This window comes from Pseudobutyrivibrio sp. LB2011 (assembly GCF_000701765.1).
GTDB classification, from domain to species: domain Bacteria; phylum Bacillota; class Clostridia; order Lachnospirales; family Lachnospiraceae; genus Pseudobutyrivibrio; species Pseudobutyrivibrio ruminis.
The window spans coordinates 20,914-46,114 of record NZ_JNJS01000002.1 but is presented as its reverse complement, the minus strand read 5'-3'; the positions used below and the strand labels follow the sequence as shown (position 1 = coordinate 46,114).

The 25,201-nt window shown below is 35.5% G+C and carries 25 protein-coding genes; 1 reads left to right on the top strand and 24 read right to left on the bottom strand.

The genetic code is table 11. From position 1 onward, the window contains the following. Positions 1–27: 27 nt before the first annotated feature. From tnpB to T375_RS03645, 24 genes are all read right to left on the bottom strand, one after another. The gene (gene tnpB / locus T375_RS03760; protein WP_015550389.1) at positions 28–375 is read right to left on the bottom strand and encodes an IS66 family insertion sequence element accessory protein TnpB; all 348 of its coding nucleotides are present in this window, start codon (positions 373–375) and stop codon (positions 28–30) included. Further along, positions 372–755: an IS66 family insertion sequence element accessory protein TnpA gene (tnpA, locus tag T375_RS03755; RefSeq protein ID WP_242839260.1), complete on the bottom strand. Its 384-nt coding sequence runs from the start codon at positions 753–755 to the stop codon at positions 372–374. Before tnpA ends, tnpB begins: the two co-directional genes overlap by 4 nt. A gap of 181 nt (positions 756–936) precedes the next feature. Then, complete coding sequence (locus tag T375_RS03750; protein WP_044935223.1) at positions 937–1,167, bottom strand: DegT/DnrJ/EryC1/StrS family aminotransferase; 231 nt, start codon at positions 1,165–1,167, stop codon at positions 937–939. A gap of 9 nt (positions 1,168–1,176) precedes the next feature. Next, positions 1,177–2,094 carry a glycosyltransferase gene (locus T375_RS03745; protein ID WP_044935220.1) on the bottom strand — a complete coding sequence of 306 codons (918 nt, stop codon included), beginning with the start codon at positions 2,092–2,094 and terminating at the stop codon, positions 1,177–1,179. A 3-nt stretch (positions 2,095–2,097) separates the two neighbouring features. Then, complete coding sequence (locus T375_RS03740; protein ID WP_081821962.1) at positions 2,098–3,096, bottom strand: glycosyltransferase family 2 protein; 999 nt, start codon at positions 3,094–3,096, stop codon at positions 2,098–2,100. A gap of 2 nt (positions 3,097–3,098) precedes the next feature. Further along, positions 3,099–3,902: a glycosyltransferase gene (locus T375_RS03735; RefSeq protein WP_049960277.1), complete on the bottom strand. Its 804-nt coding sequence runs from the start codon at positions 3,900–3,902 to the stop codon at positions 3,099–3,101. After that, entirely contained in the window at positions 3,892–4,263 is a 372-nt protein-coding gene (locus T375_RS03730) for a DUF2304 domain-containing protein (RefSeq protein WP_044935214.1), read from the bottom strand. The genes T375_RS03735 and T375_RS03730 overlap by 11 nt, the downstream gene beginning before the upstream one ends. 3 nt (positions 4,264–4,266) lie before the next feature. After that, a complete protein-coding gene (locus T375_RS03725) occupies positions 4,267–4,959 on the bottom strand; it encodes a glycosyltransferase family 2 protein (protein ID WP_044936112.1) in 693 nt (230 codons plus the stop codon). Positions 4,960–5,156: 197 nt separating this feature from the next. After that, positions 5,157–5,342: a glycosyltransferase gene (locus T375_RS03720; RefSeq protein WP_044935211.1), complete on the bottom strand. Its 186-nt coding sequence runs from the start codon at positions 5,340–5,342 to the stop codon at positions 5,157–5,159. A gap of 17 nt (positions 5,343–5,359) precedes the next feature. After that, a complete protein-coding gene (locus T375_RS03715; RefSeq protein WP_044935208.1) occupies positions 5,360–7,345 on the bottom strand; it encodes a DUF2142 domain-containing protein in 1,986 nt (661 codons plus the stop codon). Then, positions 7,332–7,994: a hypothetical protein gene (locus T375_RS03710; protein WP_155952422.1), complete on the bottom strand. Its 663-nt coding sequence runs from the start codon at positions 7,992–7,994 to the stop codon at positions 7,332–7,334. Before T375_RS03710 ends, T375_RS03715 begins: the two co-directional genes overlap by 14 nt. A gap of 61 nt (positions 7,995–8,055) precedes the next feature. Next, positions 8,056–9,567, bottom strand: a complete 1,512-nt coding sequence (locus tag T375_RS03705; protein WP_044935202.1) for a lipopolysaccharide biosynthesis protein — start codon at positions 9,565–9,567, stop codon at positions 8,056–8,058. 58 nt (positions 9,568–9,625) lie between these two features. Further along, positions 9,626–10,651, bottom strand: coding sequence for a glycosyltransferase family 2 protein (locus T375_RS13105; RefSeq protein ID WP_049960276.1), 1,026 nt, complete (start codon positions 10,649–10,651; stop codon positions 9,626–9,628). Continuing rightward, positions 10,648–11,457 carry a glycosyltransferase family 2 protein gene (locus T375_RS03695; RefSeq protein ID WP_044935200.1) on the bottom strand — a complete coding sequence of 270 codons (810 nt, stop codon included), beginning with the start codon at positions 11,455–11,457 and terminating at the stop codon, positions 10,648–10,650. The genes T375_RS13105 and T375_RS03695 overlap by 4 nt, the downstream gene beginning before the upstream one ends. Next, positions 11,450–12,658, bottom strand: coding sequence for a hypothetical protein (locus T375_RS03690; protein ID WP_044935197.1), 1,209 nt, complete (start codon positions 12,656–12,658; stop codon positions 11,450–11,452). The genes T375_RS03695 and T375_RS03690 overlap by 8 nt, the downstream gene beginning before the upstream one ends. A gap of 26 nt (positions 12,659–12,684) precedes the next feature. Continuing rightward, positions 12,685–13,992, bottom strand: coding sequence for an MBOAT family O-acyltransferase (locus tag T375_RS03685; protein ID WP_242839259.1), 1,308 nt, complete (start codon positions 13,990–13,992; stop codon positions 12,685–12,687). 205 nt (positions 13,993–14,197) lie between these two features. Continuing rightward, positions 14,198–15,646 (bottom strand): hypothetical protein, encoded by a 1,449-nt coding sequence (locus tag T375_RS03680; protein WP_155952419.1) that lies wholly within the window; start codon positions 15,644–15,646, stop codon positions 14,198–14,200. A 42-nt stretch (positions 15,647–15,688) separates the two neighbouring features. Continuing rightward, complete coding sequence (locus tag T375_RS03675; RefSeq protein WP_044935188.1) at positions 15,689–17,164, bottom strand: DUF6056 family protein; 1,476 nt, start codon at positions 17,162–17,164, stop codon at positions 15,689–15,691. Further along, entirely contained in the window at positions 17,157–18,107 is a 951-nt protein-coding gene (locus T375_RS03670) for a glycosyltransferase family 2 protein (protein WP_044935186.1), read from the bottom strand. Before T375_RS03670 ends, T375_RS03675 begins: the two co-directional genes overlap by 8 nt. Then, positions 18,107–18,646 carry a GNAT family N-acetyltransferase gene (locus T375_RS03665; RefSeq protein ID WP_049960275.1) on the bottom strand — a complete coding sequence of 180 codons (540 nt, stop codon included), beginning with the start codon at positions 18,644–18,646 and terminating at the stop codon, positions 18,107–18,109. Before T375_RS03665 ends, T375_RS03670 begins: the two co-directional genes overlap by 1 nt. Then, positions 18,636–19,769 carry a dTDP-4-amino-4,6-dideoxygalactose transaminase gene (gene rffA / locus T375_RS03660; protein ID WP_044935183.1) on the bottom strand — a complete coding sequence of 378 codons (1,134 nt, stop codon included), beginning with the start codon at positions 19,767–19,769 and terminating at the stop codon, positions 18,636–18,638. Before rffA ends, T375_RS03665 begins: the two co-directional genes overlap by 11 nt. 15 nt (positions 19,770–19,784) lie before the next feature. After that, on the bottom strand, positions 19,785–21,452 hold the full coding sequence (locus T375_RS03655; protein WP_044935181.1) for a hypothetical protein: 1,668 nt from the start codon (positions 21,450–21,452) through the stop codon (positions 19,785–19,787). Positions 21,453–21,455: 3 nt separating this feature from the next. Continuing rightward, a complete protein-coding gene (locus tag T375_RS03650) occupies positions 21,456–22,385 on the bottom strand; it encodes a glycosyltransferase family 2 protein (protein WP_044935178.1) in 930 nt (309 codons plus the stop codon). A gap of 12 nt (positions 22,386–22,397) precedes the next feature. Then, on the bottom strand, positions 22,398–23,879 hold the full coding sequence (locus T375_RS03645; RefSeq protein WP_044935175.1) for a hypothetical protein: 1,482 nt from the start codon (positions 23,877–23,879) through the stop codon (positions 22,398–22,400). A gap of 112 nt (positions 23,880–23,991) precedes the next feature. Between T375_RS03645 and T375_RS03640 the strand changes: the two genes are divergently transcribed. Further along, positions 23,992–25,191, top strand: coding sequence for a DUF2029 domain-containing protein (locus tag T375_RS03640; protein ID WP_044935173.1), 1,200 nt, complete (start codon positions 23,992–23,994; stop codon positions 25,189–25,191). Positions 25,192–25,201 lie beyond the last annotated feature (10 nt).

Sequence of the window (25,201 nt, the reverse complement as noted above, 5' to 3'; positions counted from 1 at the left end):
GGTAAAAACCCAGTAAAATCAAGGCTTTTAGGCACTTTTTATTGCCTTTGGTTGCTCGATATCCAGCCCTGACATTAGCCAGTCAAACTGTCGCCAGGTAATGGTTTTGACCTCGTTTTTATTACGTGGCCATTTGTATTTACCAAGCTTGTAATCGAGCCTTTTATATAAAAGCACAAAACCATCTTTTTCATGATACAGTGCTTTTATCCTGTCATTGCGCTTACCGCAGAAGAGGTAAAGCGATGTGGTATTTTCTGCATCGAGTTCGAGCAGATCTTTTATAACGGCACACAGTCCATCTATGGACTTGCGCATATCTGTGTAACCACAGATGATATATATGTTATCTGCCATGGAGATATCACCAATCATACGCAACCTCCCAGGCAGGTCATAACCTGAGATAATAACTTTGGATTAACATCATTGAAAACTTTTATCGATGCCTGTCCTATAGTTATTTCGATGGCACAATTGTTTGATGGAAGCTGCTGAACCACTTGTGGTTTTTCAGCAGGAAGTTCATCGACAATTTCAAGTTTCACGATATCTGGTTTTGAATCAAGATGGTAATCTTCGGTATATGTTCTTTCTGGAACATTAGCTCCATCTCTTTTCAACTGTTTTACCCAGCTATAAAAGGTGCTGCTTTGGATATCGTGCTTCTTGCACCACATGTAATCGGATAAGCCGCTGTTGCGACATTCCATTACCATGTCAAACTTTTGTTGCTTAGTAAATTTGCTTCGCATAATAACAACCTCCATGTGTAGTGAAACACTCCACTTTGAATATCCTATTCGATATGGAGTAAAACGCTCCATATGAACGAACTATAACGAATAGTAATTGGAGTGAAATGCTCCATATGTTTAGTTGTTATTATTATTTCAAAAGTGCCGCTGTCAGTCACGACGGTGGAATACTAAGCGCTTACCCTTCACCAACACCTAAAGCCTTTAAAGGCAGCATTAAAGCATCTAAACCATTACCTGTTCCTACGCAATAATCCACCCCACAAAACTCAGCAAATGCCTTTTCGAATGCTTCATCTTCGCAACCTTCAATATACCAGCTTCTGGTATATACTCTCTCAAAAGCAGCTCTTAATTCCTTATCTAATTCCTTTTCCATTGGTTTAAAACTTACAAATGGTATTTTCATATTAATTCCTCAATTTTTAATTAAACTATTATAATTCTCTTTTATGACATTTATTAAATATATAATACTGATTATCGGATATCGAATAATTGCAAAAATGCTTTTATGGTTCAATAAGTATAACTCGCACTTTACCGCTTCCCTTACCAACCATTTTTTATTAGTCTTATCTTCAACTAATTCGAATTCCGTAAAAATTTTCCCATCATGCAGTAATAATGGATGCCCCTTAGTAGAATTACCTGTCATTCTATATTTTATTGCAACTATATCATATGCCATATACAAAGGATATTTCTTTGTATATTTGTATATAAATGGACCATCTTCCCACAAACGATATCTTTCATCGAATAATCCAATCTCATCAAATATTTCTCGCTTAAAATACATAATACTTCCAGATGCCATATTTCGATATGTACTCATGACAAATTGATTATGCTGCTGTTGGCGATTCCATGATTCAATTATTCTTCTATCATTTCTATGCGGTAAATAACCTACAAATTTTTCTTCCTCATCTATACAATATCTGCTAGCAACAATGACCTTACTATCAGTTGTTTCAAATCTATCTACTATTTTTGATATCACACTATTATCAAAAAATATATCATCACCAGCTAGTAACATTATTATTTTTCCCGTTGATGATTTAATAGCATTGTTTAAATTTTTAACTGTTCCTACATTTTCTTCATTTTTTACTATAGTAAATCTGATTAAATTGTCATTCTTATTTTGCGCTATACATTCCCTTATTCTGTCCTCTGGTAAATCTCTCGAGCCATCATCTGTAATGATATACTCTATTATTTCATAATCTTGCATAAGAACAGATTTAATAGTTGTTTCAATGTCATCAAATTTATTGTATGTTGGTGTAATAACTGTAACTAATTCTTTATTTATGTTATCCATCATTTTTTATACCTTTTTACAAAGCATTCTTAAGAATCTATTCTCTAGATTCATTTTTCTTAAAATCATATATACGCATACTACAAATCTAATTGATGCTCTTTCTCCTTTTGGATTAAATAATCCCACCAACTTGTTCTTTTCAACCATAAGCATCTTATTATTCATCCAATTGAACATCTCATCTTTATAGGCGACTAGTTTTGAGTATTCTGTAGCCTTTGTAGCTGTTAAAACATGAAATAAAACTGTCTTTAAAAAGAAATACTGATAGTATTGATTTAAGCGCCAGTTATATTCAGTATCAATTTGATCCATACGTTCATACAAAAGTTTTAGATTAACCTTTTCATTAACCTGTTGATACATGGTATTAGAAACAGATGATTGATTATCTAACCAACTGTACCCCACATACTCTATACACTTGATATTGTCTGTATGCAAATAGCAATTAATGTTGAAATAAATATCCTCGCCAAGAGGAACCGGTAAAAACTCTATATTATTATTTTCAATAAATGAACGTTTGTAAAGCTTTCCCCATGGCGTAATATTCATAAACTTACACCATTCATAATCTTTTAATGAGACGTATAGCAATACTTTTTGATTCTCATCAACTCTTTTATAGCCAGATAGCACAATATCAAACTCATCTTTCGAATTTGCATTTACCAATTGCTCGATATAGTCAGGTTCAATATAATCATCCTGATCAACAAAGACAATATATTCTCCTGTTGCTGCTTTAAGACCGGCATTCCTTGCCGCTCCCTGGCCAGCATTCTCTTGATAAATTACATTTACCGACATCATATCTTTCACTTCTGAAAAAACTTCTGTCAGCTTATTGTATGAATCATCTTTGGATCCGTCATCTACTAATACAATTTCGATATTAGAATAGGTTTGATTCATTATCTGTTTATGTAATCGCTCTATATATTCAGTTCCGTTATAAATAGGTATTATCAGTGATACCCTCTTATTTGAACAATCCATTATCAATAATTATCATACGCTTTACTATAAAATTTCATCAAGAGACGAGCAATCCACTTTGGCCAGAATCGACTAAAAATGTCATACTCATTTTCATATCTATCATTTGTGGTTCTAAGCAATACGCTTGTTTGATTGTCATCATTCATTCGATGATGCAATAAAATCTTATCTACGTATACAAATGATCCTTTTACTTTAGATAAACGTTCCCACAAATCCCAGTCCATTGCAGCTTTATATTCTTCTCTGAATACTTCTTCTGGCATCTTATCTCTCACACATACTACAGATGGATGTGTAATTGGATTACCTAAGCACTGTATCAAGCGCTTACCAAATTGGGTACTCATTAACCATTTACAATGAGCTGGCAAAAGAAGAAGCTTTTTAATTTTTATCATACTAGACTGCTTGTCATCAACCACATCATTGTGCATCTCTATATAATCTGTAAATACGATTATTGGATCTTTGCTTTTATTAATTTGAGTTATTACCTCTTTCACGAAGTCTTTGTGAAGAATTTCATCTTGATGTGCTAACATAATAAGAGGCGTCTCTCCCTGGCTCATTGCAAAATTGTAATCTGCAATTTGCCCCCCCTTAGGATTGACGCACACATTGATGCCATATTTATCAGCTAATCCATTAATATAATCATTTGGTGTAGACGTAGAAATAAGTATATTAGCCTGTTCACTCTGATTCAAAAGGCTTAATATACTTTCTTCTAAATACGGGCATTCTTTATATGCACAAATTACAAAAGTCAAATCCGCACCAGTGTATTTGTTATATATCATCACTATTCCCTTCAATATCTTCAATCTTACAATACTGTCTCTCTCTAATTGCAATCTCTTGTACTAAACTGCTAATCTTGTGTTCTAATATTGAAACTTTGATAGTAAGCAGAAAACTTCGAATGATTAATAAGAAAATCATTGACAAAAATAAAAAATTAGCTGTAGACGCAACACCTGTAATACTAGCTAGTTTATCCCCTATTACTGGAAAAACCCCCAATAATAAAACAGCAAACGAAAACAAAATCCAGTATAAAGCATCCATTAATGATAATTGAGATTTTTTCAGTTTTCTGTATACAAATATAAATAGTAATAATGATAATAACAATATTATCACGCGTAATATACTAGACATTTCCTATCCTCTCTTTCTAAACCATTGAACTATTAGAATAGATGTTACCATATGGAACATATATTTAATTCCATTCGTAAAGCTAAGGTAGCTCTCACCCGCTATTCGTTCATTCATTGTTACCGGATATTCACCTACTTTTGCGCCACAGCGAATCAAATATGCAATAGTGTCCGGCTCAGGACCATAATTCATATTATACGCAAGCTTATCAATCATTTTTTTTCCATACATTCTCATCCCTGAGGTAGAATCTAATACTTTTTTCCCAGTCGTCAAGAAAATAAGAATAGAAATCAACGTATTACCCAACATCCTAAGGCTCTTTCCCTTCTTGTTCTCAAGAAAACGCGATCCAATCACTACATCTAAGCCGTCGCATTCCGCTTTCTCCATCATAGGAATTATGTACTCTGCATTATGTTGCCCATCTCCATCAAACTGAACTGCATAATCATAACCTTTATAAAGTGCATAGCGCAAACCAGCTTGAAAAGCTCCGGCCAGCCCCAAATTTACAGGTAAATCAATAATATTATAGCTATTATCCTTACATATTTGCGCCGTGGAGTCTCTTGAACCATCGTTTATTACAACATAATCCAGTTCTTTAAACTCATGCTCAATTTTATCAACAACTTTTTTTATATTTTCAGCTTCATTATATGCTGGTATAATAACTAATATTTTTTTCATAATATTTACATCCTCAGTTTTCATTTTGCTTGTCTTTCTATGAAGCGACAATCTCTTTCACTATGATACTATTTATTTACTAATTATTTTTACTTGATGTATACTAAACTCAATATAATACGTATTTTTTTAATTCTTAAAATGGCAAAAAGGCTACTTCCTTTCATATAATCATTCCGCTTCATATATTTTAATTTCTACCAATACAGATTGAGATGTGGAATATTATTTTGCTCGTACATTTCTCTTGTATGATCCACAGATGCATCATTAATAACAATAACATCATAATCGGGTGATAAATTATTAGCTCTTTTAACCGTATTTATAATAGTATTTTCCTCATTGTATGCAGGGATAATAATCAGTTTTCCATTATTCATCAAAATGTCTCACTTTCCTATGGGAGTTCATAAAATATCTGGTTCATCGTATAAGAAATAACACCTATATATGTGATAAACATCAAAGCAAACGGTACTATTTTATTAATTTTCATATATTTTTTCCCATTATATAATCCATATACAAGGACAAGTATACATGGTATAAAGTATCTTCCCTGGAGCCCCTCAAGTATCGTGTTGCCAAAACGTGTCATCAGAAATCCTGCAAAAAAAGTAGCAATCACTTCTACACATGCAACAAATAATATTATATTTGACTCCTTTTTCCCTATCTTTTTATCCCCGTCTTCACTTCTATATATACAGATGACTACGGCAATTATATATGTCCATATATATATTTCTGGAATTTTAATACTTATTCCTGCAAGATCGTTACCAAACACCCCTTTAATATAATCTGGCAGATTTGTAATTAAAGATTTCACAATGATGTACAAATATACCAATGGCCTTTTTAGAAAATCTGACAAATAATAATGTTCTTGAACAATCACTTCACCATCCACATGAAGAACTACATACAATGCTATACCTATTAACAGTATCCCTCCCAGTAAATATACTGCGATTTTTTTATATTTTTTTAGACCATAGATTTTCTCATCAAGCGCCCTAGCAATCTTTCCGTACTGATTAACTGGGATGACCAGTAATAATAACAAATGACATAAATACACCCATTTGATTGGGCCAAATAAATATGCTAGTATCCCCAGCTTAATTATATCTATTATTGTTACATCCCTTTTTGTGACTATAATGTCTATTATTATAGCTACAAACAAAAATGCTAATGAGTTTATTATCATGTCATAAGATAATTGACTGGCTTGTTGCATAGCTATAGGGCTTGCCATGATTAGAAAGGCCAAATCTTTTTTTATCGGCATTATTCTTAATGCAAACTGACAAATTATAACATATCCTAACAAATTAAAGAAACGTGCCAATAAATATAATGGAACATTAGACAAGCCCAATAATCTTCCCACTGTAAATCCTAATGCAGGAAACAAATATGCTACAGGGCACCTTAAATCATTCACAGGTGTTCCCACAATATCACACATTACTGTTGCTTCTGTTTTATTGGTTAATCCTTTTATTTCTTTTAAAAAGTTATTATTTGTGTTGTAATGTAAGTCATAATCAAATACATTATTATCTTCATATACCGCCAAGTTCTCTTTTCCGAACATTGCATTTGATAGCATATATGCAGAATAATAGTGATATCTTTCATCTGGCCCACTTCCATTGGACATGATTACCATCATTATAAGGCCTAGAGATAACATGATAAGCCATGAACATCTGGTAATATCCCCCTTGCATATAATAAGGAATACATTTATTGCTATAAAAAGAATAGCCCATGCTATATATGCGAAATAATTTGTTACAACATGCGACAGAGAAATGAATGTAGCCCCTTCATTATACCCGTTATAATAGCTATAATAACAACTTAAATATGATATGTCTACATCTATTTCTATTCCCTCTAAGCTTTCCACGCCATGAAGACGTAATGCATCTGTTTCAGATAAATCTGGTGCACTAATTATCAAATAATAATCCATATTTGAATATAGTGGCTCTTCCAACTCAAATGAAACCCACACATTGTCTATCAATTCATTCCTATTTTTAGTCCAACTTTTTACAGTATTTCCTGCATTATCCATCAATGACACTGTAAAAGTTCCGTAAAACGTTCCTGATTCACTAAGTTGATTAAAAGGTAACTCTATACAATCTACATTATCTACAGAACAGGAAAACTTTTGTATTATATAATTATCTCCATATATTAGAAAATAATCACTTTCATCATCCGTCGAATATCGTGGTACTGAATAATCCCTAAAATCTTTAACCGGATATATATGCAAAAGAATTATAGCCATAAATATAAATACTACATTTACAATTATTATTCTTTTATTTCTTTTTAAAAAATCAATTATTTTCATCAACTTTCACCATAATACCATTAAAAATAAAACACATACATATAAATGCTAAACACGAAATCCAAATATTTACATATTCAAAGCATTCTTTTTTTTCAAAACCCTTAACCGAAAATGCTATATCACCTTTTTGCTTGTTCCCATTAATATATAGATCTCCATCCTTGTACTGATTCATAACTTCTAGTAATGTAATGGCATTATACTGATATGCTCCTTCTGTCTTGATTATAATCTTTAGATTCTTATTAAGCAGATCTAGCTTTGTTGGTTCATCCAGCATTAGCGTTAAGTAATCATTATCAGGCACATTCTTCATATCTATCTGCCATTCTTGAATGATTGTCTCATCTTCTTCGTCTATTAAATCTATGATAATATTACCAGTATTAACTCTGCCATATGCCTGTGTATATATCTGAATCTGATCTATAGTTAAATAATTGCAATAAAAGCTCTGTTCTACTATATCTCCGTCAAGTATTTCTCCAATATTTGTAGCATACTTGAAATCTGCCACCTCTGTCTCTAGCATTGTCTTTTCAATATATCCGACCGTATACTTTTGAGTAATAATATCTACTATAATTGGCAGAAAACATACAATAATCAATATAAAATATATTCCTTTATATTTAATACGTTGCATTTTATCCATTTATTATTCCCATGTTCTTAATATCTCAAATCTTCTCCTCTATACCCTCAAGTCATTTTAATCTTTTTCTTACATAATTAGCGGTCATCTTAAATATAGGAGTCCATGAAATTAATACGACCCAGATTATGGTAAATATTACTACTGTGCTAACACTTCCTGCTGCCAACTCAGCAATTCCCGCAAGTAATACTTTGCCTTGAATATGTAAACACACAAACCAAATCAAGAGCATGCTAATTATTAAATAAGCAATATAAAACAAATATTTTTTCATATTAATATTATATCCTTTAGAAAGATTGTATAACTCGATTGGTAGACCTATACAAAAAGAACTTATAATCGTTCCTAGAGCAACACCTACCAATCCAATATAATGTGCTAGTATTATAGATATTAGCAAATTTGTCCCACATTCCAGCACAGATCTAATCGATTCATATTGAAATAATCCTCTAGCCGTTTTAAACGAATTCAGTTGTGAACGAATTCCTGATAAAAAGAACACAACAATATATGCAGCCACTCCAATATACTGAAGTCTAAAACTATCCCCCAGCCACAAATCAATAAATGGTTGTACAAGCACTCCTAATAATACACTTGAAACTGCAAACAATGATGTGTTAAGCAGAAATATTATCCAGAACATATTATTAATTTGGGTCTCATTGCCCTCAGCTACCATATTTCCGATAGATGCTGTAAGTGAATTAGGAAACTGTATTATTATTGCCAACGTGGATGATATTATTAACCAATAGTTACTATATAATCCACCTATATATAGTCCTAATACATTTGATATGATGATACTGTCTGTGGATTGGATTATAGAATTACCAATTTTACCTACTGCAACTTGTTTTACATCATTTAGTATCTTATTTCGTATCTGTGTATTATTTTGCTTACTTCCTTTTAAAAATGGATATATATTGTTAGTTATTCTTGAAATATTTCCATACTCAATAAATCTCGCTATAAACATAACGATTACATATCCCATAAAGCTATGCCATTTCAACAAAACTAGCACTTGTATGACATTCTGAAACAATATACATACGTAATGATTTCTTACATACACATAGTTTCTTTGGTCGGCAGTCAATAGTATTGACTTGTATCCCCAAATATAACTAAGAACTGACGCTAGCAAATACAATAAAAATGTTATATGAATATAGTCTAGGCCTTTTAAATCACTAGATATCAATGTTATAAATGGAGTTATTATTAAACCTATACATACAATAATCCCGGCTATTACCCTATAAAAACTTGCAAATGTAGCCATGATTTTTCCAATTGCTTCATTATCCCCCTTCGCCAAGGGCATATATAATGCAGAGGTCACAGCTGTTGTAATACCAAGTTCAGCTATATCTAATATGCCTATTAAATTAGTGTACAGCGATTCAACGCCCAGATATTCAACCGGCATTGCTTGTGAAAAGAATCTTCTAGATACAAATTTTACAACCATATATATAAGTTGCCAAATCCAAACAATTCTTAAATTTAATAAACTACTTTTTACTCTTGATCTTTTATTCATATATATTTTGGTTTAATTGTTTTTTTATTTATCCTATGAGCATATACTTGTTTTGGTTCTATCCCCTATGTTTGAAATAAGTATAATAAACCAAATTTCCCCAAAGATTTGGACAAATACCAAATCCTACCATTGCCATTTTTCTTGCTATATTATCAGAACATCTAAAATACTCTTTCTTCCACTTTTTATACTGAGATATTATTTTCTTTTTTATTTTTTCCTTTTTTTCATCGCTTATATTACCTTCTCTTATAAGGCAATACGTCCTTGATAATATTTTATAGTACATTACCAAGCTATAATCGTAATGCTTGCTCAGAGAGTGTGAATCACAATAGTCTAGCAAAATGTCCCCAGATGCAATCTGCTCATAATAGTAAGGTCCCATCTTTCTAGCTCTTGATATTGATGTTGCCACCTCTCTATGTACATATATAACTTTCCTTAGAATTCGAACTCTTTTTGCTTCAGCAAGCAATATCGGAGTCATTAAAAGATCCTCAAAAAAAATAGTGGGACACTGTTCTTTATATTTGCATAAATCTATTTTTGATAGAAACTCTTTTCTATATATTTTCCCCCATAAAGGTGTTATTATCTTACCATCTATGTCATTCGGTATTAGCTCGCAAGCTTCTACACCTGTAATTGTCTCATATACTGGATTGGATTTATCATTTATATGTTCAGCATAATAATTATCAGCTTCGACCAAATCAATTCTCATTCCAGTTGATATTTCAACATCATCAGATAATCCACTGACAAGTTTTTCCACAGCATCATCGATAATCAAATCATCATCATCGGCAAACATAATCCATTCGCCAGTTGCCATATTTATTCCGCTAATTCTTGCTGCTGATAACCCCTCATTGGTCTTATGCAACACTCTAACTCTATTATCATCTGAAGCAATTCTGTCACATTCTTCTGCTACATCTTTATCAGATCCATCATCCACTATTATTACTTCAATATTTTTGTACGTCTGATTTAGTATTGAATCAATGCATTTATTTAAATATCTTCGTTCGTTATAAACAGGAATAATTATTGAAACTTTATTGTCGTTTATCATTGGCCTCTCCATTTACTATAATATTTAACCATAATAGACTTCGGAACTACTGCTGAAATAATCGGTTTTATACATAATATACGCTTATAAATAGGTACACCAATCAATTTGTAGCCATTGTAAAACACCTTTGCTGTCTGTACGCCCGCCTTTATGCTGCGTTTCTTCAAATCCTCTTTCCCTTCTCGATACATATAGAGTACATCCGGAATGTTATACCCTGTATACCCTTTTGCATAGAATCTAAACCACAAATCCAAGTCTTCCGCACGCATAGTTTCCTTAGAAACTGTATAACCATTTAAACTGTCATATACTTCTTTTTTCATCATTATTGTTGGATGAGCAAAAGGAGTATCAAAAAGCAAATCACTTTTAGATGGATACTCCTTGCTACGGCGAATACCATGCTTACCCTCGCTATCAAAAATCATTCGCCCACAACCTACGCAATCATATTGCGGATGGTCTTCCAAAAACCTTATTTGACGCATAAATCTATCTGGAAGTGATAAATCATCAGCATCCATTCGTGCAATGTAAGATCCCTGGGCAATCTCCAAACATCTGTTAAGCGTAGCTGCAAGTCGCATATTCTTGTCATTTTTCAATGCAATTATTCGCTTATCCTTTTTTGTGTACTCTTCGATAATTTGATAGGTATTATCTATCGAACAATCGTCACAGATAATCAATTCCCAATTATCATATGTTTGCGAAATGATAGATTCAATTGCTTCTGCTATTGTATCTGAAGCATTATACGCACCCATGATTACACTAATTAACGTATTATTATCACTCATTTTCTGCTCTATTATTCTCAACTCGTTTTCTTAATATTCCACCTACAAAGAGTATAAAAAACCAATATTTTCTATATCTCCAAGGGCAAGTCTCAATAGTGTAGTAAATATTAATTGATACTAACAATGAAACAATAACATAATCCAGAACTTTCATTTTCACCATTAGTAATCTAATCAAATATACCAATGTAACTATTTCATATCCTACTAATAGCAAGAATATAACAGTATCATAGTCTCTTGAAAATAGTAAAAATACATTATGCGCTATATCTAATGATGGCGTACTCCATCCACCTAGCGGCTGTTGTACACTTAGAATTAATCCTTCTACTATTGATCTATATCTAACATTACCAAATATACCACCATCTCTTGCTAAAAATGAATTTGCATATCTATCGCCAATTCCTGACACATTTAGTTTTACAAGAATCATTCCACTAACCAAACAAACAAAAGCTAATATACCAATGATAGTAAGGGCTTTTCTATAAGATTTATTCTTATATTTTTTTTCTTTTATTATGTAAATGCACAACATAATAAAAGTCACAACTATCTGTGTAAGTAAACAAATTCTTCCTCTAGCGAAAACAAAATCAACCACCGTAGCTATAATATTCAATCCTATAATCAGAAGTCCAATAAGCATGTTCTTCTTAAGATATATTATTCCAAGGAATAACCATGCTGCTATTGCACAGAAGCAGAAAACGTATACCGTTCTTGCCATATGTACACCTGTAAAGAAATCAAGCCAACCATCCCAGCTATCTGTTTCTTCTAAGCCGCTATTATGATTTGCATACTGAATAAGGCCTTGTATATAAATCATGATAGTCATAATAACAAGAGCAATAAAACCACGTTTTTCAGATTTATCCTTGTCTGTCATAATATACTTTCCAAGGATGTAAAAGAATGGCCATAACAATACATAATAAACTGTTTCTGGTAATTCGATATTTCTATGAGCATCTATTAATGCTGTTCCAAATCCAGCTAATGTTATAAATCTTAGTGCCCAGTCATCAAATAAATACTTATCATAAATTGCAGCATAAATGATAAAGGTCACACTTATTATTGCGAGAACTCTAATATCTATCGCTTGAAACATAAAAGAATATATGCCAGCAAAAAAACATATAGCATAAAATAAGATATTGTCTATTCTCTTCATAAAGGTATTCATCTATTTCTCCATTCTATGTTTGTTCATTAAAACTGGAAGTAAATAAATTCCTTTCCAGTAATATCCATTGAAAATATAATCATTATCATACAACTCCAGTATAGAGCATATCTGATAATAAAATTCTTGCTTGAAATCCACTCTACTAATAGAGTTTTGTTTTTCTGGTCTCCTCTAGCTCGCATCACACTTGATATAAATAATATCAATGTACCAAGCATAAGCATGGCCATATTTCTAATGTCTAGCCCTAGTGCCCACAAATCCACTTTTATATTTACAAGGTTTGCAAGGTAGAAAGAGTTCTTAAATACGATTAAAGCATCACTAACACTATTAGCTCTAAAGAATACCCATGCTATATCTACAAATATAAAAGTCACTATAATCTTGCAAACATAAAGTACTTTGTTTTTAGGATTAATACTCAGCACTTCAAGAAGCTTGTCTGTGTGTGGTTTTAACAAATCTTCGATAATCTGATAAAAACCATGAAGCACTCCCCAGAAAATGTATGTAAATGCAGCTCCATGCCACAATCCACTTACAAAAAAAGTAACCATGATGTTGAAATACTTTCTAAGCTGACCTTTACGATTTCCACCAAGTGGAATATAAAGGTAATCCCTGAGCCAAGTGCTAAGCGATATATGCCATCTACGCCAAAAATCTTTTATAGATGTGGCAAAATATGGAAGATGGAAGTTTTCCATCAGATTATATCCAAGCACACGTGCAGCACCAATTGCTATTGTAGAATAGCTCATGAAATCACAATATATCTGCAAAGCGAATAAAACGCTAGCTAATACAAGCTGATAACCAAAATAGCCAGATACATTATTATACACTGTATCTACTAGAATTGCACATCTATCAGCAATTACAAGCTTCAAGAAATAACCCCAAAGCATTGTCAGAAGGCCGCTTCGTACATTGTCATAGTTAAACTTGCCTGGTGTAGCAAGCTGCTTTAACAAATTCTTCGAACGCTCAATTGGGCCTGCAACAAGCTGTGGAAAGAAGGATACAAAAAGCGCATATCTGAATGGATTCTTTTCAGCGTAAATCTCATCGCGATATACATCCATGGTGTAGCTAAGAGCCTGAAAAATATAGAATGATATACCAACCGGAAGAACTACATCCACGGCGGGTACGTTCATTGTAATACCGAGCTTTGTAAAGATTCTTTCCCATGTATCAATAGCAAAGTTTATATACTTAAAATAGAAAAGCATTCCAATATTCAGTATAAAACTAACTGCCACTATCCAATTCTTCTGGCGTAGGATTATTTCATCTGTTTTGCCAGAATTTTTCACATGCTCCATTAAGATACCGCTAAGATAGGTAACCAAGGTGGAAGCTATCAGAAGCAATATGTACTTTGGGTTCCAGCACATATAATAGAAATAACTACATAACAAAAGCCAATAGTTTCTTACTTTCTTTGGAAAAACAAAATATAAAAGCACTGCTATTGGAAAAAATAATAAAAATTGTGTCGAATTAAAAAGCATTTATACTCATCCTTAACTAATAAACATACTCAGAAAATCCAGCTTCATCGTTGTAGGTAACATTCTTAATGCAAACCACTTTTTGATTTACATTATCAATTACCATAATACTTATTGCATACTCATCTGAAACACTCCAGCTAGAATCACTTTGACCTGGCATTGATATTATTAAACGCTCATCATCGTCCTTAATCTCAATCTCATCTACTTCTGTTCCTGCAGTGTTGCAATAATATACTTTTCCCGCATTATCAGTTAAACCTAGGTCATTTGCTTGAGTAATCTTAAAATCTGTACCATCAATAAATGTTTCTTCAAATTTATCTATGCACCCCTCGTTGTCATAAAGAAGAATTGTATAATCTCTATCACCAACGAACTTGAAGATATCCGCGGTCATATTTTCCATCTGAATGCTGTCATCTATGGCAAGCATTTGGCGAGGTGTGTATGTATCTGCGTCATCAAATATTTCTTTATAGTTTTCCTTTATGTATTCGCTAAACTTTAAAGCACCATCATTGTTTAGATGTATTTCATCTGCAAAATCTTCGATTGTAAAAATATGTTGTCCCCAGTCAAAATCTACATTGTCATATTTCTCAACATATTTATTATAAAACTGCTTTACTTCTTCTATGTATTCATCTGACAATTGAGAATTATCTGGAAGTGGTGGTTTTACAATATGTACTGCTATTCCATTCTTCTGACAAAGAGCTATCGTTTTATCAAAATAAGACTCATACAAGCTGCCTGCTGAAAATTGTGTATATGGTCTTGCTTGAGAAGTTACAAACACTTGATTTCCAAGAGTAGTGTATCTTCCTCTATGTAGCTCAACCTTTTCCATAGCAGCAATATTAGTTTCATATCCTCTGATTTGCTGTGTATCCTCTGGCAATGTATCCTGAGTCAAATAATTTGTAAGACCCACAATATATTTACTAGGAAAATATACTTCCGTAGCAATTAAATCAGCATATGCACCATTGTGATAGAAAAGGCCGGTATCATCCTCTGTCGCATTTGATATTAGCTCAATATTGTCCAGCAAACTGAATCTATGTGCTGGAACGATCTTATCCCAATATGCTTCCGTATATCTAAAATGCGAATCATGATAGCTTAGAAACACATCTGTAGGAGCATCATTATGTTCAAGATAATCTTTTAGTACATAATAACCTTCTACCGTTGATGAGCCACCGATAGAAAGGTTTATCATTGAGTCAGAAATAACTTCCGGCATGTACGCACTATTACAAGAACTGTCTCCTATAACAACAACCTTATAATATTTATCCTGTTTGGTTTCCGTAAACTGTTTGTTCCAAAATGTATATGCAAAATCTTCATTAGAGTAATACATTTTCCCAAAACATAAGAACATGGAAAGCCCCCAAATAGGAGCTAATACCAAGCCACATTTAATAATTAGTTTTATAACTTTATTCTTCAATTTTATGCCTCTTGTGCATTTGTTTTTTAGTCAATTTGGTGATTAATAAAGATTAACTATTATCGAATCCACCCCATAATACTTTGATGCGCACTGGTTGCAGTTGCCGTATTTTGCATCCTCTGTAAGTGTCTCACGCGGAATCTCATCCAAGCTTACATAGTAGGAATACTGACACCAGTCCACATTGTCTCTGTCTATAACTACTTCAGCTCCATCTTCTGCTGCAACTACCTCATTCAAAATATCATCCCAGAAATACCAGCTTTCTTTTATAAGAGCTGATTTCTGATAAATATCATACTGAATAATTTGCTGGTATGCGCCACCCTTTAATGAAAGGACGCCACCTGCTAGGATACAAAGACAAGCTACTGCCACCATAACAGATGCTTTCATCCGAAGCTTTAAAGCCTGCTTGAGCCAAGCGCCCACTGCAAATAAAGCAACTGCTGAGCCAATGAAAATCATGTAGTCCTCCACGTAATAAACACGTGGTGTGAACTCTGCGCCGATTGTCTTTGCAGAGCCGTATACATATAAAAGCAAGCCGCTGAATGCAGATACGAATATGCAAATATATCCAAATATGATTTTAAAAATGTTGTGCTTACGCTGACTTCCAATATAAAGGCCTAGCACAAATATAATTGCAAATATAGCTACAGCCCATGGCTTTGTCTGTAATGTAAGCTTTAATCTAAAGTAAATACGATAAGCTGTGACTATTATGGCATTGAACAAGCTGTTGCCTGCGCTATTTTCATTGGACATTCTGGTGTAGTTACCAGGAGCAATAGCCATAAGTATTCCTGAAATGATATATAACACTAATGGCAATGTCTTACGCTTGATGCTCTCACCATTTTTAAATCCCATGACGAATGAAAGTGTCACATACATGGAACCGATGGCTACACAGTACATCATGCTAGTGCAGGTAATCATGCCAAGGATTATCATTGCCACATACTTTTTATTGCTAGTGATATCATCCTGATAACGCAGCATTGCTGCAACAGAGATGACACACATCATCATCATTCCTGAATATCCTGGAGTTCCTGACCACCAATTATACACATCGCTATAGTAATAGCTTGTTGTCACAAGAAGTGCAACAAGGAATGTTATTACATCAAGCACCACCTGATTTTCAATCTTAAACAGATATTTAAACACTGTTCTGGTAGCCCAAAGCACACCTACCATAATTATGGTATTTACGATAATCATGCATATGCCAAAGCTGTGACCTGCATTGTCAAAAAGATATAAAGGATTGAACAATACCTGAATTGCGATTGCAAAGATTCCAGAATTTCCAAATGAATTAGTATAGTTCCATGCGATTCGATGGAACATTTCTACTACACGATTTTTCGACCACCATTCAATAGCCCAGGCAAAATCGTCGTTTGCTGGCATTGAATAAAAGATGGAATATATAAACGGAAGAAAGATGGCTAGGTAGCCAAGAGCTAGTAGCCATCTGTAAAGATTCTCTTTCTTAAACATTCTTATTCTCCATGTCAGAATCATAGTTAATAATGTTCTTGATAACGTACTGTGGAGAATTATTGATGCTGATAAATATACGTCCTACATACTCTCCAATAAGACCAAGCACAAGAAGGATAAATCCTCCTAGTATAAGTATTACTGCTATTGTAGAGCTCCAGCCAAGCATTCTGGTTGGATCTACAAGCTTTCTGATAATGACATAAATGGCATAAATAAAGCCTACCAAGGCGATAAATGAACCACTGTAAGAAGCAATTCTAAGTGGAATGATAGAGAATGATGTGAAGCCATTCATCCATAGGCCAAGAAGCTTCTTGAATGTATATCCGGAAGTGCCTTCCATACGCTCTCTATGGTTGACACTTACGTTGCAAATATTCTTTGTGGTGCGAAGTACAAGACCGATTACATAAGGGTATGCCCCCTTGTAGTTAAGCATTTCATCCACTACAAAGCGACGAGCTGCAAAGTAGCTAGAAACATAAAGCTCCTTTGGCTTATTAAGCATAACCTCTGTCATCTTTTTATTGAGATGGCTGCCCCAGTTTCTGAAGCCAGAGTGCTGCTTGTGGTCGTACTGAGCATAAACTACATCGTAGCCTTCTTCAATTTTATCTATAAGCTTATCTACTTCGTCTGCAGGTGTCTGACCATCATCATCAAGACAAACCACAATATCGCCAGATACAAAATGGAATCCTGCCATAAGAGCGGCATGCTGTCCAAAGTTTTTAGCATGGTTTATACCAATGATATTTTTGTTTTCTTCACAAAGCTTTCTGATTACAGAAAAAGTTGCATCAGGGCTACAATCGTTTACAAGTACGATTTCATACTCGTAGCCTGCCATAGTCTGCATCTTTTCTTTTATTTCAGCTACTACCACCTGAAGTGTGTTTTCAGAGCGATAGCATGGTATCACAAAGGATATTTTCATTAATTTGTACTCCCGTCACTGTATTTAGACATAAATACTACGTCTTCTGGCTGGCCTTCCACCCACACGTCATCATGTGATTTGTATTCCTCGGTAAAGCCTGCCCTAGTGTATGAACGTCTTGCAGGAATGTTTTCTGCAAGAACGCGCAGATAGATTTTGTGCATATCCATATGCTTAAAACCGTAGTCGCAGATAAGGTTATTGGCCTCTGTACCACGTCCACCACCAAGATATGCTTCCTCACCTATCAAAATGCCAAACTCACATTTCTTGTTTTCTTTATCGATATGCTGAAGATAAACTGAACCAATCTTTTTATTGTCCTGCTTGTCCCAGATGACAAACTGAACAACCTCGTCAGTGAGCACCTTTGTGCTGATCCACTGGCGCTGCTGTTCAACTGTAATATCTTTTCTATAGATGAATTTGGATTTGATTAAATCGCTATTGCGCCATCTAACAAAATCCTCAGCATCATCAAGCTGCATAGGTGTAAGATAAACCTTTTCACCCTCTAATCTAATACTAGCGTCCATTATAGAAATCCTTTACTACCTTAACAACCTTTGCGTGATCCTCATCTGTAAGACCATAGTAGAGAGGAAGACGTACCAAACGCTCGCTCTCCTTTGTTGTGTAAACATCCTCGCCTGCAAAGCGGCCGTACTTCTTTCCAGCTGGTGCTGAGTGAAGCGGAATGTAGTGGAATACCATAAGGATGTCGTTTTCCTTAGCGTAGCTAATAAGAGCTGTACGCTCCTCCAAATCCTTACACTTAATGTAGAACATGTGGGCATTGTGCTCGCATCCCTCTGGGACTGTAGGAAGCTCTACCTTGCCTGCATCTGCAAGCTCCTTGAAAGCATCGTAGTACTTGTTCCAAGAATTCATTCTATCATCAAAGATTTCCTGGGCCTTTTCAAGCTGTCCGTAAAGATATGCAGCATTAAGCTCTGATGGAAGGTATGAAGAACCAGCCTCTACCCATGTGTATTTATCAATCTGACCACGGAAAAATTTAGCACGGTTTGTACCCTTTTCGCGGATGATTTCAGCCATTTCTGTGTTAGCATCATCATTAATAAGAAGGGCTCCGCCCTCTCCCATTGAATAGTTCTTTGTCTCGTGGAATGAGTATGCACCAAAGTCACCGATTGTACCAAGTGCCTTGCCATGGTATGTACTCATAACACCCTGCGCAGCATCCTCAACAACCTTGAGGTTGTGACGCTTTGCAATATCCATGATAGTGTCCATCTCACAAGCTACACCTGCATAGTGAACAGGTACAATTGCAACTGTCTTGTCTGTGATGGCTGCTTCAATCTTTGTCTCGTCGATATTCATTGTATCTGGGCGAATATCAACGAATACAGCTGTGGCACCACGAAGAACAAATGCATCTGCTGTAGAAACGAATGTGAATGAAGGCATGATTACTTCATCGCCTGGCTTAATATCGCACAAAAGTGCTGCCATTTCTGTAGCATGTGTGCAAGAAGTTGTAAGAAGGACCTTCTTTGCTCCTGTCTTTTCCTCAAACCAAGCATTGCACTTTTTAGTGTATTCGCCATCTCCACAAATCTTGTGCTTTGAAATAGCGTCTGTAATATAGTTAATCTCTGTTCCCACACATGGTGGTACGTTAAATGGAATCATAGTCTGCTCCTTTAATTAATGAATAAAATTGTAAATTATTATTCCGTCGAACTCATCTGTCCTTGTGACAGTGACATTTGGGTTCCGGACTGTGACATAATCTATAAGTGTATGTGAAACCTCTGTGCCGCAGAAATACACGTTTCCACCAACAAACTGGTCGATGAAAAGTGTATCAAAACCATTGGCATGAATTTGTTTCCAATACATTGGTGTATTGTACACCCATCCGCCCCAAAATACTAGATTTTTTGGAACGCCATTTTTATACACAGTGAATGGGTCCGCCGGAAGCGCCAATGACAAATCGTAGATGTACATGTTGTCAGGGTGCTCTATTGCGTAGTTTTCCAAGCTGTTGGACTGATTGATGTCCGCCTCACGATAAATATCATGAGCAACTGTGTATGTATATTTAACCATGTTTGTGTCAGGCTTTAATGTGAAGCCTGCTACCATGATAACTGCCATAAGACCTGCTGCCGCGATAAGAGGCTTTTTGCTTTCAAGCTTTGTAAGCTCACTAATCATCATTGCAACTGATGGCACAAAGAAAATAAATACAAGTGCCTGATATGCTCGCATTGGGAAGCGTGCCTGTATCAAGAAATAGATTGATACCACTGCAAACATTCCAAAGAGGGCATCTATTGTAAGGATTGCTTTTTTATTTATAAGCTTTCTGATTGCCAAGATATTGATGAGTAGTAACAGGGCAATCCAGATTACAACCTGGATGTTTACCACCTGGCTTGCCAGGATAAGATTATATGCACGCTCTACGTACTCTCTTTTTGTAAGGTCTGCTCCCTGGTACGCATTTACGATAGTAGCAAAGTTTTCTGTGGTGAGGTTCTCATCCATAAAGAACCAATTGCTGGCTGCATTGTAAAGGGATTCATCCCAACCAACTGAAGCATATACTCCGTTTACATCTTCTTCATATGGCAAGTGAGGATAATCAATCCATGTGCCTGCCTGTGCGTAATACTCATTAAACTCTGCAATACCTGTAACTTTTTCGTAGATGGCGTTGCTTCCAAAGGCTAGGACCATTGCAATAATCATTACGACTGTCTTTTTGATGACAAGCCTTCTGCTGTCTCCATTTTCTGTGAAAAACTGGAAGAACAAAATAATAAGCACTGCTGCAAATCCTACTAAACCGAACTGCTTGCGGATACCATAGGCACATACCTGCATAATTACCGCAATCAGGAATCTGCTTTCTAAAAGCTTTTCAGATTCCATGCTGGCGATAAGACTGCAAGCTGCTGCACCTGCAACAAGACCTGCTGTAGCTGTGTACTGCAAAGCTGTAGAAAAATGCATAAAACAGAAAAGGAACATAATAATGAATGCAACTTTTCCAATGATGCTTTTAAAGCTGGTAGCTATAATCCAAAGGCTGGCTGCCACCATGCCGAGCTCGAATATGGTGTACCAGGCAATACCTGAATATATTCTATAAAATAAAGCGATTATTCCATAATAATAGAAGCTTCCGAACACAGTGCCCGCTTCCGGTGTGCCGGTGGTGTAGCCTGCTGTAAGGTACATAAGCACCTTGTCATCATTGTTTTGGAAGCAGATAGGGCAAATAATCCAAAGGGCTGTAAGGGCCACTGCCACTATTATTAATGAAACAAGCCAATTCTTTTTTTGTAATAATTCTTGTATCATTTCCTACTCCTCTTCCTGTACCAAATACTTTGGTCTGTTCTTTGTTTCAAGATATGTCTTTGCCAAGTACTGGCCCTGAATGCCAAGGCAGAGAAGCTGGATGCCGGATACCAACAGGATGATGCAGACCATTGATGGCCAGCCGTTTGTTGGGTCTCCAAATATAAGTGTTCTGATAATGATTACTATAATAAATAAAAATGCTACTAGGCACATGATGCTGCCAAACAGTGATGCCAATGTGAGTGGCGCTGTGCTGAATGCCACGATACCATCCATAGCATATATAAACAGCTTCCAGAAGGACCATTTAGTCTCTCCTGCCACGCGCTCCACGTTTTCAAATTCAAGCCATTTACGCTTAAAGCCTACCCAGCCAAAGATACCTTTGCTAAAGCGGTTGTACTCTCCCATAGAAAGGATTGCAGTTACAACCTTACGAGTCATCATCTGATAGTCGCGAGCTCCGTCCACAATATCAGCACTGCTGATTTTGTTCATGATTTTGTAGAACTTACGAGCAAACCATGAGCGGATTGGTGGCTCACCTTTTCTATCAACACGGCGAGTAGCTACACATTCGTATTCGCCACTTTCAATGCATGAAAGCATCTCTGGAAGCATTGATGGTGGATCTTGTAAATCTACATCCATGATTACCACATAGTCACCATGAGATTTTTCAAGACCTGCATAGATGCCAGCTTCCTTGCCAAAGTTGCGTGAGAAGGATACATAGTGAACACGCTCATCCTGCTGTCTTAATTGCTTGAAAACCTGCAGTGTGTTGTCCCTAGAACCGTCATCTACGAAAACAAACTCGATATCCACGGTAGCAAGCTTATCTTCCATTTTCTTTATTGCGTTGTAAAAAATCGGTGCTGCTTCCTCTTCATTGAAGCAAGGCACTACAATTGAAAGTAATTTTTTCAATGATTTTTCCTCTTATCTTGGGTAATTTATTGTAATGGATTTCTTTGCATAATAAACATTTGGAAGGATTTGCTGTGAATCATAGAAAGCATCCAAATCCACTGCGTAAACCTCTCCTGGTTCCATTCCTGAGTAAAGGAAGTATTTGTTCCATGAGACGTTGTAATCTCTGTCTACAACCACATCCTCATCAGTGCTCTGCTCTATTTCAAGAAGGATTCCATTCCATAAATCGTAGCTGGCTGCTATTTCTGCACGCTTTGCATACACCTCATAGGCAACCGTGGTAGCGTAGCGGCCTGTTACAACAAGGGCTAATGCTCCAAGCACTGCTACAGCAGCTGCTACAATGTATCCAAACTTTTCTAGATTCGCATTTACGATATATCCAATCCACTGACCAATCATCAGAGCTCCAAGGCAGATGGTGATTTCAAAAAGGAAATCGAATACATACTGCATACGCACATCAAGGTAGGTGCGAGTCATGCCACGGCCATATACATATGGAAGAAGGCATCCCATCCAGATACAAGCTGAAGCAATTCCGTAAAGGATGATGTTGCCTGGCTTGCTCTTCTTTCCTGTGCTAAGTGCAAAGCCAATGATGATAAGCACTGCAATGATAATCAGTGTAACTGAACGTTCTTTTAAAACGGCCATGCCAAAGAACTTTACATCGGCAATAGTCTGGATTACTGAATTGCTAACTGACACTTCCTCTGTGTACTGGCTCTGGCGAGCGAAATTGCCAGGAGCTGCCACTGCAATGAGTCCTGCAATGATATAGCAAAGTAATGGTAAGTATTTCTTAAACAAGTTTGAAATGTGCTTATCAAATTCCTTATTAATAAGAACGATATATAGGAAGAAAATGCCAAGTGGTATATCAAGGGCTGTGGTGTTGGCAGCAAGTGTGCCAGTGATGATAGCCCCGATATAAAACTTTTTATTTCCTGTCTGTCCAAAGCGAATGATATAAGCTGCTGCTAAAAACATAAAGGCCATATTCATAGGATATGCAATCATGCCTACATACCAGTTGTATGCCTCTACATAATAGTAGTTTTCGATGAGCATCACTGCTGTAAGGAATGTGATGACAGAAGCTACTAGGTCTGATTCTGTGTGGTTACGAATCATGTATTTTACAATTGTCTTTACTCCATATAAAATGGCTGCCATGCAAAGCAAGAATGTAATGATCATGTACAGGCCATAAGCATGTCCTAAATGAATATGAAGATTAAGCGGGTTTAACAAAAGTTCAAAAACGAAAGCAACCATGGTGCCACCTCTTTGTAAAAAGAAGAAAGGCACTGCTGCAAAGAATTCAAAAAATGAGTTGCCATAAGCATCCCTGCCAAGAGCCATAGCAAAATCGTCGCTGGCAGGAACCGAATAGTATATAGAATAGATATTTGGTAGAAATAAAATCAAATATAAAAGTGCGAATATAATCTTTGTTTTATTCTTGAGAATTTTATCAGCCATTGGGGCCTCCACATATATTTTCTTTCATCTATTGCGATTTTATTATATAATCACATAAGTATTAAAAATTATAACATAAAGCTATTTTTATATCAAAATTAGGAGATTATTCATGATATTCAAATTAGAAGAACGTATTTTGAAATGGATGGCTGAAAACGTGGTATACATCGCCTTTGGGGCAGCTGTTTTAATCAGCTTCTTCATCAGATACGCACTAAAGGATGTGTACACTAGCGATGCAGATTCATGCCTACTTCCTTGGTACTATGCTATAAAGGAAAACGGTGGCATCCGAGGATTGGCCGTTCCTGTAGAGGGGCTTAATTACAATTTCCCATATCAGTTTTTGATTGCGATAATGACCTACATCCCTGTGAATCCTTTATACGGCTACAAGATTCTCAGCTGTATTTTCGATTATTTGATGGCAGGGGCGGTAGCTTTCTTGGTTTACGATATGGCAGTTAATAAAAAAAAGGAGCTTGCCTTACTTGCATTTATCGCTGTTAGCTGTTCACCAGTTGTATTTATGGATTCGGCAGCTTGGGCACAGTGTGATTCCATTTATGTATTCTGGATTATCCTTGCAATCATCATGCTTCGCAAGGAAAAGTATTTACCAACATTTATTTTTTACGGTATCGCATTTGCGTTTAAGTTCCAGGCGATTTTTATAATGCCATTCTTCCTTTTCTACTATTTTTACAAGAGAAGATTCAGCATTATTTATTTCTTCCTCATCCCAGTGATGATGATTGTGCTTAGCCTTCCAGCTTTGGTGCAGGGCAGAACTGTTAGCGAGATGATTCACATCTACACTGACAACACAAGCCTTCACCAGTCACTTGCAAACGGATATCCTACTTTCTGGAGAGTTCTTGCAGATGGAACTGATTACACAGGCGCAGATGCTTATGGCACACTTAAGCATGCCGCTATGGCCTTTGTAGTTATTGTGCTAGGATGCCTGGTTTATATGTGGATTAGAAATGCTATAGAGCTTACAAACCGCAACATCATCCTCATGGCATTCATCATGACATATACTACAGTGTTCTTCCTTCCTGCTATGCATGAAAGATACGGATATTGCTACGAAATTCTTGCAATCATGATTGCGTTTATGGTAGCTAAAACAATTCCGCTTGCTGTAGCGCTCACATGTATATCACTTACCACTTATGGTGGATATCTGTTCAACAACACAGTAAACGAGTGGACAATGGCTGTGATAAACCTGATAGTTTACATTTCATATATGATTATTCTTAATAAAGAATTAGTTAATAAAAAGATTGCAGAGGCCTAAACCTCTGCAA

Coding starts and splice junctions, on each gene's coding strand:
- T375_RS03695 (WP_044935200.1), bottom strand. CDS start 11,457: ATGAGTGATAATAATACGTTAATTAGTGTAATCATGGGTGCGTATAAT.
- T375_RS03740 (WP_081821962.1), bottom strand. CDS start 3,096: ATGGATTGTTCAAATAAGAGGGTATCACTGATAATACCTATTTATAAC.
- T375_RS13105 (WP_049960276.1), bottom strand. CDS start 10,651: ATGATAAACGACAATAAAGTTTCAATAATTATTCCTGTTTATAACGAA.
- T375_RS03645 (WP_044935175.1), bottom strand. CDS start 23,879: ATGGCTGATAAAATTCTCAAGAATAAAACAAAGATTATATTCGCACTT.
- T375_RS03640 (WP_044935173.1), top strand. CDS start 23,992: ATGATATTCAAATTAGAAGAACGTATTTTGAAATGGATGGCTGAAAAC.
- T375_RS03725 (WP_044936112.1), bottom strand. CDS start 4,959: ATGAAAAAAATATTAGTTATTATACCAGCATATAATGAAGCTGAAAAT.
- T375_RS03705 (WP_044935202.1), bottom strand. CDS start 9,567: ATGAATAAAAGATCAAGAGTAAAAAGTAGTTTATTAAATTTAAGAATT.
- T375_RS03685 (WP_242839259.1), bottom strand. CDS start 13,992: ATGGAGCATGTGAAAAATTCTGGCAAAACAGATGAAATAATCCTACGC.
- T375_RS03735 (WP_049960277.1), bottom strand. CDS start 3,902: ATGATATATAACAAATACACTGGTGCGGATTTGACTTTTGTAATTTGT.
- T375_RS03745 (WP_044935220.1), bottom strand. CDS start 2,094: ATGATGGATAACATAAATAAAGAATTAGTTACAGTTATTACACCAACA.
- T375_RS03715 (WP_044935208.1), bottom strand. CDS start 7,345: ATGAAAATAATTGATTTTTTAAAAAGAAATAAAAGAATAATAATTGTA.
- tnpB (WP_015550389.1), bottom strand. CDS start 375: ATGATTGGTGATATCTCCATGGCAGATAACATATATATCATCTGTGGT.
- T375_RS03720 (WP_044935211.1), bottom strand. CDS start 5,342: ATGAATAATGGAAAACTGATTATTATCCCTGCATACAATGAGGAAAAT.
- T375_RS03710 (WP_155952422.1), bottom strand. CDS start 7,994: ATGCAACGTATTAAATATAAAGGAATATATTTTATATTGATTATTGTA.
- T375_RS03675 (WP_044935188.1), bottom strand. CDS start 17,164: ATGTTTAAGAAAGAGAATCTTTACAGATGGCTACTAGCTCTTGGCTAC.
- T375_RS03670 (WP_044935186.1), bottom strand. CDS start 18,107: ATGAAAATATCCTTTGTGATACCATGCTATCGCTCTGAAAACACACTT.
- tnpA (WP_242839260.1), bottom strand. CDS start 755: ATGCGAAGCAAATTTACTAAGCAACAAAAGTTTGACATGGTAATGGAA.
- T375_RS03655 (WP_044935181.1), bottom strand. CDS start 21,452: ATGATACAAGAATTATTACAAAAAAAGAATTGGCTTGTTTCATTAATA.
- T375_RS03730 (WP_044935214.1), bottom strand. CDS start 4,263: ATGTCTAGTATATTACGCGTGATAATATTGTTATTATCATTATTACTA.
- rffA (WP_044935183.1), bottom strand. CDS start 19,769: ATGATTCCATTTAACGTACCACCATGTGTGGGAACAGAGATTAACTAT.
- T375_RS03690 (WP_044935197.1), bottom strand. CDS start 12,658: ATGAATACCTTTATGAAGAGAATAGACAATATCTTATTTTATGCTATA.
- T375_RS03665 (WP_049960275.1), bottom strand. CDS start 18,646: ATGGACGCTAGTATTAGATTAGAGGGTGAAAAGGTTTATCTTACACCT.
- T375_RS03750 (WP_044935223.1), bottom strand. CDS start 1,167: ATGAAAATACCATTTGTAAGTTTTAAACCAATGGAAAAGGAATTAGAT.